The organism is Streptomyces sp. NPDC001351 (assembly GCF_042896045.1).
Lineage (GTDB): Bacteria > Actinomycetota > Actinomycetes > Streptomycetales > Streptomycetaceae > Streptomyces.
Genome location: NZ_JBIAWS010000007.1, coordinates 147860 through 162208 on the forward strand (window position 1 = coordinate 147860; position 14349 = coordinate 162208).

Sequence of the window (14349 nt, forward strand, 5' to 3'; positions counted from 1 at the left end):
GCCCGCCTACGCCGACTCGGCGTTGGTGGGCGGGTGTGCCGGACGTGCCGGGATCTGCGCGGGCAGGGGCGGCAGCGCCGTGCCGTACACCCAGGCCTCGAACAGGCCGTCCAGCGGCTCGTCCGCGTACCGCCCGACATGCGCGGTGAACGTCGCGGTCGTCACCGCCCCGCCCCGGTGCAGCGCCGTCCAACCGCGCAGCATCCGGAAGAAGGCGTCGTCGCCCATCGCACAGCGCAGCGCGTGCACGGTCAGGCCGCCGCGCTCGTAGAGCCGGTCGTCGAACATCGCCTTGCGGCCCGGGTCGGCCAGTCGGAGATCCTGCGGCTGCGAGGACAGCAACCGGTGTGCGACGGAGGCGAGTTGCTGGGCGCTGCGCCCGCCCGAGCGCTCCGACCACAGCCACTCGGCGTACTTGGCGAGGCCCTCGTTCAGCCAGATGTGCCGCCAGTCCGCTATGGACACGCTGTTGCCGAACCACTGGTGCGCCAACTCGTGCGCCACCAGCCGCTCCGAACCCCGCGCCCCGTCCACATGGTTGGCGCCGAACAGCGACAACCCCTGTGCCTCCACGGGGACATCGAGCTCCTCGTCGGTCACGACGACGGCGTACTCGTCGAACGGGTACGGCCCGAAGATCTCCTGGAACAGGTCCATCATCTGGGGCTGCCGCGCGAAGTCCCGGGAGAACTCCGGCAGGAGATGCGCCGGGATGTGCCCGTGCTGCGGCACTCCGCCCGGCCCCGGGTCGCCCAGGAGCACCGTCTGGTACTTGCCGATCGCGAGGCCCACCAGATAGCTCGACGTGGGCGCCGACTGCTCGTACACCCAGGTCGTCGTGGACGCCTTCGTCGTACGGGTCAGCAGCCGGCCGCCCGCCGCCACCGCGTACGCGGACGGCGTGGTGATCGAGATCTGGTACGCGGCCTTGTCGGCGGGCCGGTCGTTGCACGGGTACCAGGACGGCGCCCCGATCGGCTGGCTCGCCACCAGCGCCCCGTCCTCCAGCTCCTCCCAGCCGAGCCCGCCCCAGGGGCTGGGGACCGGCTTGGGGTTGCCCGACCAGTGGACCTCGACGGTGAAGGCGGCCCCGGCCCGGACCGGCTTGGCGGGGCGGATGCGCAGACGGCCGCCGCGGTGCGTGTAGTGCGGCTGGCGCCCGTCGACCCGGACCCGGCCGATCTTGAAGTCGGAGAGGTTGAGGGTGAATTCGGTCAGCGGCGAGCGGCCCGCGATGGCGTTGATCCGGGCCGCGCCCGCCAGCCGGTTCGGGCCCGGGCGGTAGTCCAGCGTGAGCTCGTACCGGTGCACCCGGTAACGGGGGTCACCGTGGTCCGGGAAGTACGGGTCCGAACCCGCCGTCTGCTGAACTGCCACTGCCGCTTCTGCTCCCTGCCCCGTCGTGCCACTCCGATCCGCCGGTACACCGCTCACCGAATCCGAGTGGCCCGCGCTCAGGGACGCCATGCCTCGATCGGGTTGCCGAGCCAGCGGGTGTCGTCCGGGACGGACTCCGCGGCCATGACGAGCGACGCGGGACCCAGGGTGGTGCGGGCCCCGATCGTGCTGCCGGGCAGCACGATCCCGCCAGGGCCCAGCGTGGCGCCCTCACGGAGTACAACAGTATCCGTCCGCAAGATCCGGTCGTGGAAGAGGTGGGTCTGCAGGACGCACCCGCGGTTCACGGTCGCCGCGTCCTCCAGGGTCACCAGGTCGGTCTCGGGCAGCCAGTAGCTCTCCACCCACACGCCCTTGCCGATCTTGGCGCCCAGGCCGCGCAGCCACGCGGTCATCAGCGGTGTGCCGGGCACCGAACCGGCCAGCCAGGGCACGGCCACGACCTCGACGAACGTGTCCGCGAGCTCGTTGCGCCACACGAAGCCGCTCCACAGCGGGTGCTCCCCGGTGCGGTGCCGCCCGACGAGCAGCCACTTGGCGACGAACGACACCACAGCGGCCGCGGCACCGGCGGCCAGCAGCACCAGACCGGACAGCAGGGGAGCCCAGGGCCCGAGCAGGCACAGCGCCGCCACCGTCAGTACGGCGAGGCCGGCCGAGCAGAACACCGGCACGATCCGGCACAGCTCCACCAGACCGCGCGCCCACAGCAGCCGGGCCGGCGGGTCGTAGGTCCGGCTCTGGTCGCCCGTCTCGGCGTTCCGCGGCAGCTTCACCGGCGGCAGCCCCAGGTAGGAGCTGCCCTTCTTCGCCTTCTTCGGGGTGGCGGACAGCACGCCGACCAGTCCGCCGTCCGGCACGCTGCGCCCCGGCGCGGTCATCCCGGAGTTCCCGAGGAAGGCCCGCCGCCCGATCTCCGCGCGCCCGATCCGCATCCAGCCGCCACCGAGCTCGTACGGCGCGGTCAGCGTGTCGTCGGCCAGGAACGCGCCCTCACCGACGGTCGTGAGGCTGGGCAGCGCCAGCACGGTGGACACCTCGGCGCCCCGCCCGATCTTCATCCCCAGCAGCCGCAGCCACACCGGGGTGGCGAGCCCGGCGTACAGCGGGAACAGCGTCTCCCGGGAGCGGTCCATGAGCTGTGTGACCGTCCAGGCCTGCCAGCCGATCCGGCTGTGCGTGGGGTGCGTGCCCTCGCGCAGGCCCAGACTGAGCAGCCGTACGGCGACGAGGATCAGCAGGGCGTACGCCAGCCCGAACGCCAGCGTGGCGGGGATGAGCGCGAGTGCGGCACCGCGCAGGGGCGCGGCGGGGTCGATGAGGGCGTGCGCCACGAGGAATGCGACGCCACCGGCCACCAGCGGCAGCGCGGAGAGCGCGAGTCCGGTCAGGCCGTACATCACGCGCCAGTACGTGCCGCGCTGCGGGCGCTCCTTGGGCCAGTTCCGCTTGGCCTTGCCGAGCTTGACCGCGGGCGCGCCGGCCCAGCGCTGGCCGGTGGGGATCTGGCCGGTGACGGCCGAGCCCGGGGCCACCTCGGCCCGCTTGCCGACGCGGGCGCCCGGGAAGAGGATGCTGCGGGTGCCGACGGTGGCGTGCGCACCGACCTTGACCTGGCCGATCTCCAGGCGGTCGCCGTCCAGCCACCAGCCGGACAGATCGACCTCGGACTCCACGGCCGCGCCCCGGCCGAGCTTCAGCAGGCCGGTGACGGGCGGCAGGGAGTGCAGGTCGACGTCCTGGCCGACCTTGGCGCCCAGCGCCCGCGCGTACCGCTCCAGCCAGGAGCCGGTCAGCGAGGTCGCCCCGCTGAACTCGGCCAGCCGCTCGGCCGTCCACAGGCGCAGGTGGACGCTGCCGCCGCGCGCGTACCGGCCGGGCTCGACGCCGCGCAGCAGCAGTCGTGCGCCGCCCGCGGCGATCGCGAGCCTGCCGGGCGGGCTGAACAGCAGCACCGCCCCGATGGCGATCAGCCACCAGGGGGCGGTCGGCAGCCAGGAGTAGCCGGGCAGCAGGTTCCCGGCCGCGGCCAGGGCCACCGTCCAGCGCAGACCGAGCAGCGTGAACAGCGGCACGAGGAGCAGCAGCTGGAGCACCTTGGCGCGGGTCGGCACCGGGGTGATCGTGCGCCGGCCGCCGTCGTCCTGCGCCGACTTCTCCAGGTGGCGGGCCAGCTTGCGCAGGGTGGGCTGCTGGTAGATGTCGAGGACGGCCGCGCTCGGGTAGCGGGTGCGCAGCCGCGTGGTCAGCTGGGCGGCGGCCAGGCTGCTGCCGCCGATCGCGAAGAAGTCGTCGCGGGCGCTGGTGACCGGGATGCCGAGGACTTCCGTCCACTGCTCGGCCAGCCACGCCTCGGTGCCGTAGAGCTGCTCGGCCGGACCGCCGGTCTCCAGGCCCTCCAGGGGCCACGGCAGCGCGTTGCGGTCGACCTTGCCGGACGTCCGGGTCGGCAGGTCCTCGACCGGTGCGAGCAGCGGCACCAGGGCGGCGGGCAGCTCGGCGCGCAGCTTCTCGACGGCGGCCGCGTGGTCCCAGCCTTCCTGGGTGACGACATAGCCGACGAGGAGCTGGTTGCCGCTGCGCGCGGTGCGCACGGCGGCCGCGGCACCCGCGACGCCGGGCAGCGCCTGCAGTGCGGCGTCCACCTCGCCCAGCTCGATGCGGCGCCCGCCGAGCTTGATCTGCTCGTCGGCCCGCCCGAGGAAGACAAGACCCTCCGGCTCGGCCTTGACCAGGTCACCACTGCGGTAGGCCCGCTCCCAGCCCAGGGACTCCAGCGGCGCGTACTTCTCCGCGTCCTTCTCGGCGTCGAGATAGCGTGCGAGCCCGACCCCGCCGATCACCAGCTGACCGCTGCCGCCCATCGCGACGGGCTCCCCGGCCTCGTCGACGACGGCCAGCTCCCAGCCGTCGAGCGGCAGCCCGATCCGAATGGGCTCCTCACCGGACATGAGGGAGGCGCAGGCGACGACGGTGGCCTCGGTCGGCCCGTAGGTGTTCCAGACCTCGCGGCCCTCCGTCACCAGCCGCTGCACCAGCTCGGGCGGACAGGCCTCGCCGCCGAAGATCAGCAGGCGTACGTCGTTGAGGGTCTCGGGCTCCCAGAGCGCGGCCAGCGTCGGGACCGTGGAGACCACGGTGATCTCCTGCTCGACCAGCCAGGGACCCAGGTCGGCGCCGCTCCTGACCTGCGAGCGCGGCACCGGCACCAGACAGGCGCCGTAGCGCCAGGCCAGCCACATCTCCTCGCAGGACGCGTCGAAGGCGACCGACAGGCCCGCCATGACCCTGTCACCAGGACCGATGGGGTCGTCGGTGAGGAACAGGGCGGCCTCGGCGTCCACGAACGCGGCGGCGCTGCGGTGACTGACGGCGACGCCCTTGGGCTTGCCCGTGGAACCGGACGTGAAGATGATCCATGCGTCCTGCTCGACACCGGGCCGGGCGGCGGGGACGTCGCTGCGCCCGGTGACCGTCAGCTCGTGCCCGGCGCCGACGACCGCCCGGACGTCCGCCTCCCCGAAGACCAACTCGGCCCGCTCGTCCGGGTCCTCGGCGTCCACGGGGACATAGGCGGCCCCGGCGGCGAGGACGGCGAGAATCGCGACGTACAGGTCATTGGTGCCGGAGGGGACCCGCACACCCACGCGGTCCCCGAGCCCGACCCCGGCCGCGGCGAGGCGCCGGCGCAGCTGCTCCACCTCGGTGGCCAGCGCCCGGTAGCTCAGACGGGTCGTGCCGTCGTCCAGGGCGAGCTCGTCCGGGTACGACCGCACGGATGCGTCGAAGATGTCGACGAGCGTGCGCGGGGAGGCCGCCTGACCTCCGGAGAAACGTGCGGTGTCACCGAACTGCTGGTGGATCTCTGCGCTGAGCTCATCGTCGAGCAGGCCGAGAGCGCTGCTCTCGTCAATGGCTGCCATCCGGTCCTCGCGTCTCGATCCCGGAAGCCTCCGGGGCGCTGGCGGGCCCGCAGGTCTGCCTGGGGTTGTCCGGGTCCAGCTCCGTAACAAGCCGGAAATTTTAGTACGACGCTAGGTTCGGGACGGCGGATCGGCCACTCGGGTGGGCTGTTGGAGGCGGTCAGGAGAGCGGCGGATGCGCTGTGACCTGCTGTTCTTTACTCCGGGGAGAGATGGCCCACACAGTGCGTGAGGAGAGCATCTGCGGGGCGCGAAAGGGCACTTGCTCCCTCTGCGGGCAACCGTACTCACTCCCCGTGCGGGGACCGGCGTGCGAGCAGCGTCCAGGCCAGGACCGCCGCACCGAACGACACCCCCGCCACCACCCACAGCGCGCCGTGCACGCCCGCCGTGAACGCGTCCCCGACCGCGCCCGTGACCTGCGGTGACGAGCGGCCGGCGGACCTGCCGCCGCTGCGGGCGACCGAGACCACCTGGTCGATCACCGGCGCCGGCAGACGGTGGGCCGCGAGGCGGTCGGGGAGGGTGCCGAGGAAGCGGACGGCGAGGACGGCGCCGAGTATCGCCGTCGCCAGCACCGAGCCGACCTGGCGGAAGGCCGTCACGGCCGAGGAGGCCGCGCCCATCTGCGGGCCCTCGACCACCTCGAAGGCGGCCGTCGTGGACGGAGCGACCACCAGGCCGCTGCCCAGCCCCGCGAGCACCAGCCCCAGCGCGGTGACCGCATAGGAACCGTCCGGCTGCTGGCCCAGCAGGACCAGAGCCGCGGCGGTCGTGACGAGCGAGCCCGTCGCCAGCAGCCGGCCCGCGCGGACCCGTCCCGCCAGGCGCTGCGCCGTGGCCGTCGCCGCGACGAACGCGAGCATCGCGGGCAGCAGCCGTATGCCGGTGTCCAAGGGGCCGAAGGCGCGGACGCGTTGGAGGAAGAGCACCTCCAGGAAGACCACGCCGACGAACACGAACAGGGCGGCCGCCGCGACGCACAAGGCCGCCGTGTAGCGGGCGTTGGCCATCATGCGGACGTCCAGCATCGGCACCGCCCTGCGCCGCTCGGTGAGGACCAGCGCGGTGAGGGAGAGCGCGGCCACCGCCAGCACGGCGACCACCACCGGGTCGTCGTAGCCCGCCCGGCCGCCCACCGCGATTCCGTAGACCAGCGTGGACAGTCCGAGCACGGCCCAGAACTGGCCGGCCAGGTCGAGGGGCCGGTCCGGGACCCGGGACTCGGTGACCGCCCTCAGCGTCACCGCAATGGTGATCACCGCGAGCGGTGTGTTCACCAGGTACACCGCCCGCCAGTTCCAGGTCTGCAACAGGGTGCCGCCCAGCAACGGCCCCACGGCCAGCCCCACGCCCGAGACCGACACCCACACGGCTATGTAGCGCACCATGCGCGGCAGATCGACGAAGAACGTGGTCGTGATCAGGGCCAGGGAGGTCGGCAGGACCAGAGCGCCCCCCAGTCCGCTGATGCCCCGCCCTATCAGGACCTGCGGATAGCTCTGCGCCGACGCCACGACCAGCGAGCCGGCCGCGATCAGCACCGTGCCGGTGAGGAACACCCGGCGCCGCCCGAACCGTTCGCCGAGCGCACCGCCCGACAGGACGCAGGCCGCGACCACGAGCGTGTACGTGCTGGACACCCAGCTCAGGTCGGCGGGCGCCACCTGCATGTCGACCTGGAGCGCCCGCAGCGTGGAGATGGCCGCGGTCACCTCGATGAACGACATGAACAGGCCGAGGCAGGCGGCAAGGAGGACGAGGCGGCCGTGCGGGACGACCGGCGCAGGCGGCGCGTCCGCTGCCGGCGACGGGCCCGTGTTGAGCGGTGCGCCCGTGCTCATGTCGCCTGGGCCTCCCGCTCGGCCTGCTCGGCGAGGCGGCGCTGCGCCTCGTCCCAGGTGATCGGCAGCTGGTCGCGCTCGGTGTTCCAGAACACGAACACCGAGCCCTTCATCCCGGGACGCAGCCCGCGCACGCTGCGCGCGTGCGGATCGGTCGCGGAGAAGGTGTTCAGCGCCTCCTGGTCGCGCCAGGCCGACAGCGTCCAGAACGTCCTCTTCAGCGGCTCCGCCTTCAGCGAGGCACCCAGCAGCCCGGGTGACCTGCGCACCTGCTGGAATATCACCAGGGACAGCAGGAAGAACCTGGGCACGCCCAGCAGCGAGCGCAGCTCCAGCCGGGAGGCCATGACCAGCGGCGGGCCGGCGGGCTCGGTGCCGTCCTTGGCGGTGCCGGGCATCCAGGGAATCGTCGGCATGAAGGGTCTCCTCGGCTGAGCGGTCGGGAAGGCCGTGCAGGAGCAGGCGGTCGGTTCGGTCGGTCCTTCACAAGAGTCCGTGAGCGCCGGATTCCGTACACCCCCGCAGGGGTGAAAACGGCGACACTACGTTCAGTTGTGCGCGCGCAGCTCGGCCGCGTCCCGAAGGGGCGGGGGACTGTATCGATGTGCGGCTCCGCCGCGGGCGCGACCAGCCACGACGGCGTCGCACACGGGCGACGGCACATCCCGGCCCTCCCGGCGGAGCGCTGCGCGCCCACGGAGCCCCGTACGACCGGATCCGGACAGTCCGCAATGCCCGTCATCGGAGCCTTCGATAGCGGAAATCCGGGTGTCGATGGGCCGATTGACCCCGTTTTCCCGCCCGGCCTACGGTTCTTGTGCGCCGTCCGACGGGCAACTCGCGGACCGCGACCCCTTTCAGAGGTATCAGCCCTCTGCGCCTCACCGTGACCGTTCCCGAGAACTGTTCGAGCCGAGGTGCAGCCCTGCCATGACCCACCGTGTCGCTGTCGTCGGAGCCGGGATCTCCGGACTCTCCGCCGCCCATCACCTGCCGGACGACGTCGAAGTCACCGTGTACGAGAGCCAGGACCGCCCCGGCGGCCACGCCCACACCGTGGAGGTCGACGAGGGCGGCCGCACCATCGGCGTGGACACGGCGTTCGTGGTCTTCAACGCGCGGACCTACCCCGAACTCACCGCCTTCTTCGAGAAGCTCGGCGCGACGGCCCTCGACCACACCGGCGGCTTCGACTTCTTCGACCTCGACCGCGGACTCGACTACGGCACCGCCGAGTTCGAGCTCTCCGAGGACGAGATCGCCGCCCGCTACCCGGCCGACTTCCTGCCCCTGTGGCGCGACGCGGAGCGCTTCCACCGCGAGGCCCCGAAGGACTTCCTGCGCAAACGCACCGACCTCTCCCTCGGCGACTACCTGGACCGCGGCGGCTACAGCGACGCCTTCAAGTACGGCTATGTCGTGCTGCTCGCCACCGCCGTCTGGTCGGTGCCCGCCGAGCTGATCTGGGAGATGCCCGCGACCACGGTGATCGCCTTCTTCATGTCCCACGACCCCGGCGGCCTCGGCGGCCGCTCGGTCGCCTGGAAGACCGTGTCGGGCGGCAGCATCGAGTACGTCCGCCGTGTCGTCGCCGGCGTCAACGGCAAGGTCCGCACCGGCGCCGAGGTGACCCGCGTACGCGAGGACGCAGACGGCGTCGTCGTCGGCACCGCCACCGGCGAGGAGCGCTACGACTACGCCGTACTCGCCGCGCACGCCGACCAGACCCTCGCCGTGCTGGAACAGCCCACCCCGCTGCAGGCGCAGATCCTCGGCAAGGTCCGCTACAGCGCCACCCGGGCCGTCCTGCACACCGACCCGTCGAGCATGCCGCCGAACCGGGACCGCTGGCAGAGCTGGAACTACGGCCTGAAGACCGTGGACGGCCGCCCCCGCACCTGGGTCGCCTACTACATGAACTCCCTGCAGGGCTTCACCGCCGAGCAGGACTACTTCGTCACCCTCGACTCGCCGATCGTCCCGCGCGACGAACTCGTCGTCCGTGAACTGCCGTTCACCCACCCGGTCATCGACCTGGAGGTGCGCGCCATGCAGCGCACGATCTACGACGTCAACGCGCCCGGCGGCCGGATCAAGCTGGCCGGCTCCTACTTCCACGCGCCGCGCATCGGCGTCGACCTCATCGGCTCCCACGAGGCCGGATTCGTCTCCGGGCGCAAGGCGGCCGAAGCCGTCGCCCGCGAGATCAAGACCCGTCACTGAACCGCACAGCACGAACGGACAAGGGGAACCCCAATGCAGCGTGTCACCGCCGAAGAAGCCCAGGCCTGGCTGGTCGAGAAGCTGGCGATCCGGCTCGGGGTCGGCCAGGAGCAGATCGATGTCGAGCGCTACTTCGACGAGTTCGACCTCGACTCGACGGAGGCGCTGATCCTCGCGGGCGAGCTGGAGAAGTGGCTCGGCTTCGAACTCGAGGCCACGGCGCTCTGGTACCACCCGACGATCGCCGCCCTGTCCGAGCACATCGCCGAGGAGAGCGACCGTCATGTCGCCGCGGCCTGACCCGGCCACCCCACGGCGACCGGGCGCGCCCCGCCCGCTGCTGACGACGCTCGGGCCGGTGGATCCGGCCGCGCGGCCGGTCGTCGCCGTGCATCCGGGCGCGCTGCCCGCCACCGCCTGGCAGCCGGTCGCGACACGGCTGCCCGAGGACCACGTACTGCACCTGTGCGACCTGGGGAACGTCCCCGAGTACTTCGCTGCGGCCCTCGTCCCGACCCTCTCCGTCATCGGCGTCCGCGAACTCGCCCAGCGCTGCCTGGGGGAACTGACCGCCGCCGGACTCACCGACCGGCCGTTCACCCTCGCCGGCTGGTCGTTCGGGGGAGTGGTGGCCTACGAGATCGCCGCCCGTCTCGACGCCCAGGGCCTCGGCGACCGCGTGGAGGACCTCGTCGTCCTCGACTCCATCGCACCCGTGCCCGCCTTCCAGCGGCCCGACGAACTGCTGCGGCCGGACATGCTGCTCACCTGGTTCGCGATGTACCTGGGCGCCAAGCGCGGCCGCCGCCTCACCCTGGATCCGGGAGCCCTGGACGGCCTCGGCGAGGAGGACGGCCTGGGCGTCCTGCTCGCCGAGGCGATCGCACAGGGAGTGCTGCAGGACGGCACCGAACCGGCGGGACTGCGCAAGCTGTACACCGCGTTCCACACAGGACTCGTCCGCAACAACCGGTGCACCGCCGGATATCTGCCCGCCCCGCTCGACCGCACCGTCACCGTCGTCAAGCCGGAGCGCTCGCTCCTGCCCGACAGCCCCGACCTCGGCTGGAGCGGCCTCAGCGGCCGCCCGCTGCGGCAACTGGCCGTCCCCGGCGACCACTACACGATGCTCCACGAACCGGAGACCGCGGACACCCTGGCCGCCTTGCTCTCCACCGGTTCCCGAACCGGCTGAGCCCCCAGATCACTTGACGTACCCGCCGCACACGACCCGCGCGACGCGCAAGCCCGAGAGGACCACCATCGTGCACTACTCACGTCTGGCCGAGACGCCGATCGCGATCGTCGGGTTGGCGGGCCTCTTCCCCAAGTCGCGCGACCTGCGCGAGTTCTGGCACAACATCGTGGACGCCCAGGACTGCATCGAGGACGTCCCCGAGAGCCACTGGAACACCGCGGACTACTACGACCCGGACCCCGCGGCCGAGGACAAGACCTACGTCCGCCGGGGCGGATTCCTGCCCGAAATCGCCTTCAACCCCATGGAGTTCGGGCTGCCGCCCAACACCCTGGAGGTCACCGACATCCTCCAGCTGCTCTCCCTCACGGTGGCGCGCGACGTGCTGCGCGACGCCGGCGCGGACAACGGCAGCTGGTACGACGCCTCCCGCACCGGAGTCGTCCTCGGCATCACCGGCGCCAACTCCCTCACCCAGCCGCTGTCCGCGCGTCTGCAGACCCCGGTGCTCAAGGAGGTCGTACGCAGCGTGGGCCTCAGCGAGGCGGACGCCGAGGAGATCGCGAGCCGGTTCAAGAAGGCGTACATCCCCTGGGAGGAGAACTCCTTCCCGGGCATGCTCGGCAATGTCGTCGCCGGCCGCATCGCCAACCGCTTCGACCTCGGCGGCACCAACTGCACCGTCGACGCCGCCTGCGCCAGCTCCCTCGCGGCCGTCAAACTCGCGGTGAGCGAACTCATCGAGGGCCGCGCCGACATGATGATCACCGGCGGCTGCGACGCCGAGAACACGATCCTCATGTACATGTGCTTCAGCAAGACCCCGGCGTTCTCGAAGACCCAGCAGATCCGCCCCTTCGACGAGTCCGCCGACGGCACGCTGATCGGCGAGGGCATCGGCATGCTCGCCCTCAAGCGCCTCGCCGACGCCGAACGCGACGGCGACCGCATCTACGCCGTCCTGCGCGGCATCGGCACCTCCAGCGACGGCCGCTTCAAGAGCATCTACGCCCCGCGCGCCGAGGGCCAGCAGCTCGCCCTGCGCCGCGCCTACGACGACGCCGGTGTACCCGTCGACTCCATCGAACTGTTCGAGGCACACGGCACGGGCACGGCCGTCGGCGACCACACCGAACTGTCCGCCCTCTCCTCCGTCGTCGCGGCCGGCAACGACGACCACGGCTACGCCGCCATTGGCAGCGTCAAGTCGCAGATCGGGCACACCAAGGCGGCCGCGGGCGCCGCGAGCCTCATCAAACTCTCCCTCGCCCTGCACCAGAAGGTGCTCCCGCCGACCATCAACGTCGAGACACCGAGCGAGGCGGTCGACCCCACGAGCACACCCTTCTACGTCAACACCGAGGCGCGCCCCTGGGTGCTGGACCCGGAACGCGGCAAGCGCCGCGCCGCCGTCTCCTCCTTCGGCTTCGGCGGCACCAACTTCCACATGGTGCTGGAGGAGCACGAGGGCCCATCGGAGGCCAAGTCCCTTGGCCCGAGCGTCCGTTGGGGCCTGTGGCACGCGGCAGGGCCCGAGGCGCTCGCCCTGCGCATCGAGAACGGCGCGGCCCCGGACGAGTCCGGTGCGATCCCCGCGTCCGACGCCCGCATCGGGATCGTCGCCCGCAGCGACGCCGAATTCACCGAACTGTGCGCCACGGCGGTGGAGTTGCTGCGCGCCCGCCCCGACGCCGAGTCCTGGCAGCACCCCAAGGGCATCACCTACCGGCGCCAGGCCCTGCCCACGTCCGTCAGGACGGCGGCCGTGTTCGCCGGACAGGGCAGCCAGTACGTCGGCATGGGGCGGCGGGCCGCCGTCGCGCTGCCGCCCGTACGGGCCGCGTTCGACCGCGCCAACCGGCTGACCGAGGGCCCGGACACCCTCGCCCGCACGGTCTTCCCGCCGCCCGCCTTCACCGACACCGCGCGCAGCGAGCAGGAGACGGCCCTGCGCCGCACCGACTTCGCCCAGCCCGCCATCGGCGCGCTCGCCTCCGGCCAGTACGCCTGGCTGCACCGACTCGGCTTCCGCGCCGAGGGCGTCATCGGACACAGCTTCGGCGAACTCACCGCGCTCTGGGCGGCCGGGGCACTGGACGACGACGGGTTCGCCCACCTGGCACGCGCCCGCGGCCGCGCCATGGCCCCGCCCGAGCAGGCCGCCGCGGACTTCGACCCCGGCGCCATGGCGGCGATCCGCGCCTCCCTCTCCGACGTCCAGGGCCTGGTCGCCACGTACCGCAATGTGGCCATCTGCAACATCAACGCTCCCGGCCAGATCGTCGTGGGCGGCCCCACGGACGAGATCGACCGCCTGGTCGCCGACGTCTCGGGCCGCCGCATCCCGGCCAAGCGGCTGCCGGTCTCGGCCGCGTTCCACACCGGCTTCGTCGCCCATGCCGCGGACGCGTTCCGGCAGGCCGTGGAGTCGACGGGGCTGGGCGTTCCCACGATCCCGGTCTACGCCAACACCCCCGGATCCGCATACGGCGGCGACGCGGCGGCCAACCGTCGCACCCTCGTCGACCAGCTCCTCCAGCCGGTCGACTTCGTCGCCGGCATCGAGAAGATGTACGCCGACGGGTTCCGCGTCTTCGTCGAGTTCGGCCCCAAGCGGGTCCTGACGGACCTGATCGACCGCATCCTCGAAGGCCGCACCGACGTCGTGACCCTCGCGGCGGACGGCGGGCCCAGCAAGGACAGCGAGGTCTCGCTGAAGCGCGCCGCGATCGAACTCGCGGTCCTCGGACTGCCCCTCACCGGCTTCGACGACCACGTGGAGCCACGGACCGAGCTGCCGGCCCGCAAGGGGATGAACATCCCGCTGCGCGGCATCAACTACGTGACGCAGGAACGGCGTTCGGCGTACCGGGAGGCGATAGCGCAGCCGCTGGCGCTGACGGCGGGGGCGAGTTCCGGCGACGGCGCGGGCGGCTCCGACGGCGTCGAGGACGTCGTACGCGACGGCCTGGCCCTTCAGGCGGAGATCCTCACCGCCCACGCGGACACGGTGCACGCCTCGGTCCGCTCCCTGGAGGAGTCCGTACGGGCCGGAGGGCACCCCGACACGGATGCCGCGCTGCGGCTCATACGGGAGCAGAGCGCGACGATCGGCGCGGCGCACGAACGGTCCACCCGGCTGCTGCTGGACGCGCTGCGGGGACGGACGGAGGCCGAACCCGAGCCTGCGCCCGAGCCCGAGGCCGAACCCGCCCTCGAGCCTGAGCCCGCTTTCGTGGCCCCGGTCGAACCGGAGCCTGTTCCTGTCGTCGAGCCCGAGCCCGAGCCCGTCTCTGTCGCTGATTCGGCCATTGCCGCCGGTGTGATGGAGGCGCTGATGGGGGCGGTGGCGGAGAAGACGGGTTATCCGGTGGAGATGTTGGAGCCGGGGATGGATGTCGAGGCCGATTTGGGCATCGATTCGATCAAGCGGGTGCAGATTCTGGGGGCGTTGCAGGAGTCGTATCCGGTGTCGGAGGACGTTGATCCGGAGGTGCTCGCGGAGCTGCGGACGCTGGACGACATCGCCGGCTTCCTGGCCTCCACGGTGCCTGCCGAGTCGGCTCCGGAGCCGATCGCTTCTGCAGTGGAGACCGTCAACCTTCCCGAGCCCGAGCCCGCCCCAGTCACCAACTCCGCTGTCGCCGCTGGCGTGATGGAGGCGTTGATGGGGGCGGTGGCGGAGAAGACGGGTTATCCGGTGGAGATGTTGGAGCCGGGGATGGATGTCGAGGCCGATTTGGGCATCGATTCGATCAAGCGG

8 protein-coding genes are annotated in these 14349 nt (G+C 72.0%); 4 read left to right on the top strand and 4 right to left on the bottom strand.

What is annotated here, in order from left to right; translation table 11 throughout:
* Nucleotides 1-6 precede the first annotated feature (6 nt).
* The 4 genes from ACFY1U_RS26025 to ACFY1U_RS26040 all read right to left on the bottom strand — a co-directional run bounded on the left by ACFY1U_RS26025 (nt 7) and on the right by ACFY1U_RS26040 (nt 7581).
* Nucleotides 7-1377: a M1 family metallopeptidase gene (locus tag ACFY1U_RS26025; protein WP_390696548.1), complete on the bottom strand. Its 1371-nt coding sequence runs from the start codon at nt 1375-1377 to the stop codon at nt 7-9.
* A 77-nt stretch (nt 1378-1454) separates the two neighbouring features.
* Nucleotides 1455-5321 carry a Pls/PosA family non-ribosomal peptide synthetase gene (locus ACFY1U_RS26030; protein WP_390696549.1) on the bottom strand — a complete coding sequence of 1289 codons (3867 nt, stop codon included), beginning with the start codon at nt 5319-5321 and terminating at the stop codon, nt 1455-1457.
* Nucleotides 5322-5608: 287 nt separating this feature from the next.
* Nucleotides 5609-7165: an MFS transporter gene (locus ACFY1U_RS26035; RefSeq protein WP_390696550.1), complete on the bottom strand. Its 1557-nt coding sequence runs from the start codon at nt 7163-7165 to the stop codon at nt 5609-5611.
* On the bottom strand, nt 7162-7581 hold the full coding sequence (locus ACFY1U_RS26040; protein WP_390696551.1) for a DUF3291 domain-containing protein: 420 nt from the start codon (nt 7579-7581) through the stop codon (nt 7162-7164). Before ACFY1U_RS26040 ends, ACFY1U_RS26035 begins: the two co-directional genes overlap by 4 nt.
* Nucleotides 7582-8095: 514 nt before the next feature.
* On the opposite strand from ACFY1U_RS26040, the gene ACFY1U_RS26045 reads away from it, so the two are divergent.
* From ACFY1U_RS26045 to ACFY1U_RS26060, 4 genes are all read left to right on the top strand, one after another.
* On the top strand, nt 8096-9388 hold the full coding sequence (locus ACFY1U_RS26045) for an NAD(P)/FAD-dependent oxidoreductase (RefSeq protein WP_390696552.1): 1293 nt from the start codon (nt 8096-8098) through the stop codon (nt 9386-9388).
* Between the two features lie 33 nt (nt 9389-9421).
* Nucleotides 9422-9688, top strand: a complete 267-nt coding sequence (locus tag ACFY1U_RS26050; protein ID WP_123964082.1) for an acyl carrier protein — start codon at nt 9422-9424, stop codon at nt 9686-9688.
* Nucleotides 9672-10583 carry a thioesterase domain-containing protein gene (locus ACFY1U_RS26055; protein ID WP_390696553.1) on the top strand — a complete coding sequence of 304 codons (912 nt, stop codon included), beginning with the start codon at nt 9672-9674 and terminating at the stop codon, nt 10581-10583. The genes ACFY1U_RS26050 and ACFY1U_RS26055 overlap by 17 nt, the downstream gene beginning before the upstream one ends.
* Nucleotides 10584-10653: 70 nt before the next feature.
* Nucleotides 10654-14349, top strand: a 3696-nt coding sequence (locus tag ACFY1U_RS26060) for a beta-ketoacyl synthase N-terminal-like domain-containing protein (RefSeq protein ID WP_390696554.1), incomplete at its 3' end; no start/stop codon positions are given.

What these genes read in the sequence shown, in the direction of transcription:
- ACFY1U_RS26040 (WP_390696551.1), bottom strand. Translation starts at nt 7,581, where the DNA reads ATGCCGACGATTCCCTGGATGCCCGGCACCGCCAAGGACGGCACCGAG.
- ACFY1U_RS26035 (WP_390696550.1), bottom strand. Translation starts at nt 7,165, where the DNA reads ATGAGCACGGGCGCACCGCTCAACACGGGCCCGTCGCCGGCAGCGGAC.
- ACFY1U_RS26050 (WP_123964082.1), top strand. Translation starts at nt 9,422, where the DNA reads ATGCAGCGTGTCACCGCCGAAGAAGCCCAGGCCTGGCTGGTCGAGAAG.
- ACFY1U_RS26045 (WP_390696552.1), top strand. Translation starts at nt 8,096, where the DNA reads ATGACCCACCGTGTCGCTGTCGTCGGAGCCGGGATCTCCGGACTCTCC.
- ACFY1U_RS26055 (WP_390696553.1), top strand. Translation starts at nt 9,672, where the DNA reads ATGTCGCCGCGGCCTGACCCGGCCACCCCACGGCGACCGGGCGCGCCC.
- ACFY1U_RS26030 (WP_390696549.1), bottom strand. Translation starts at nt 5,321, where the DNA reads ATGGCAGCCATTGACGAGAGCAGCGCTCTCGGCCTGCTCGACGATGAG.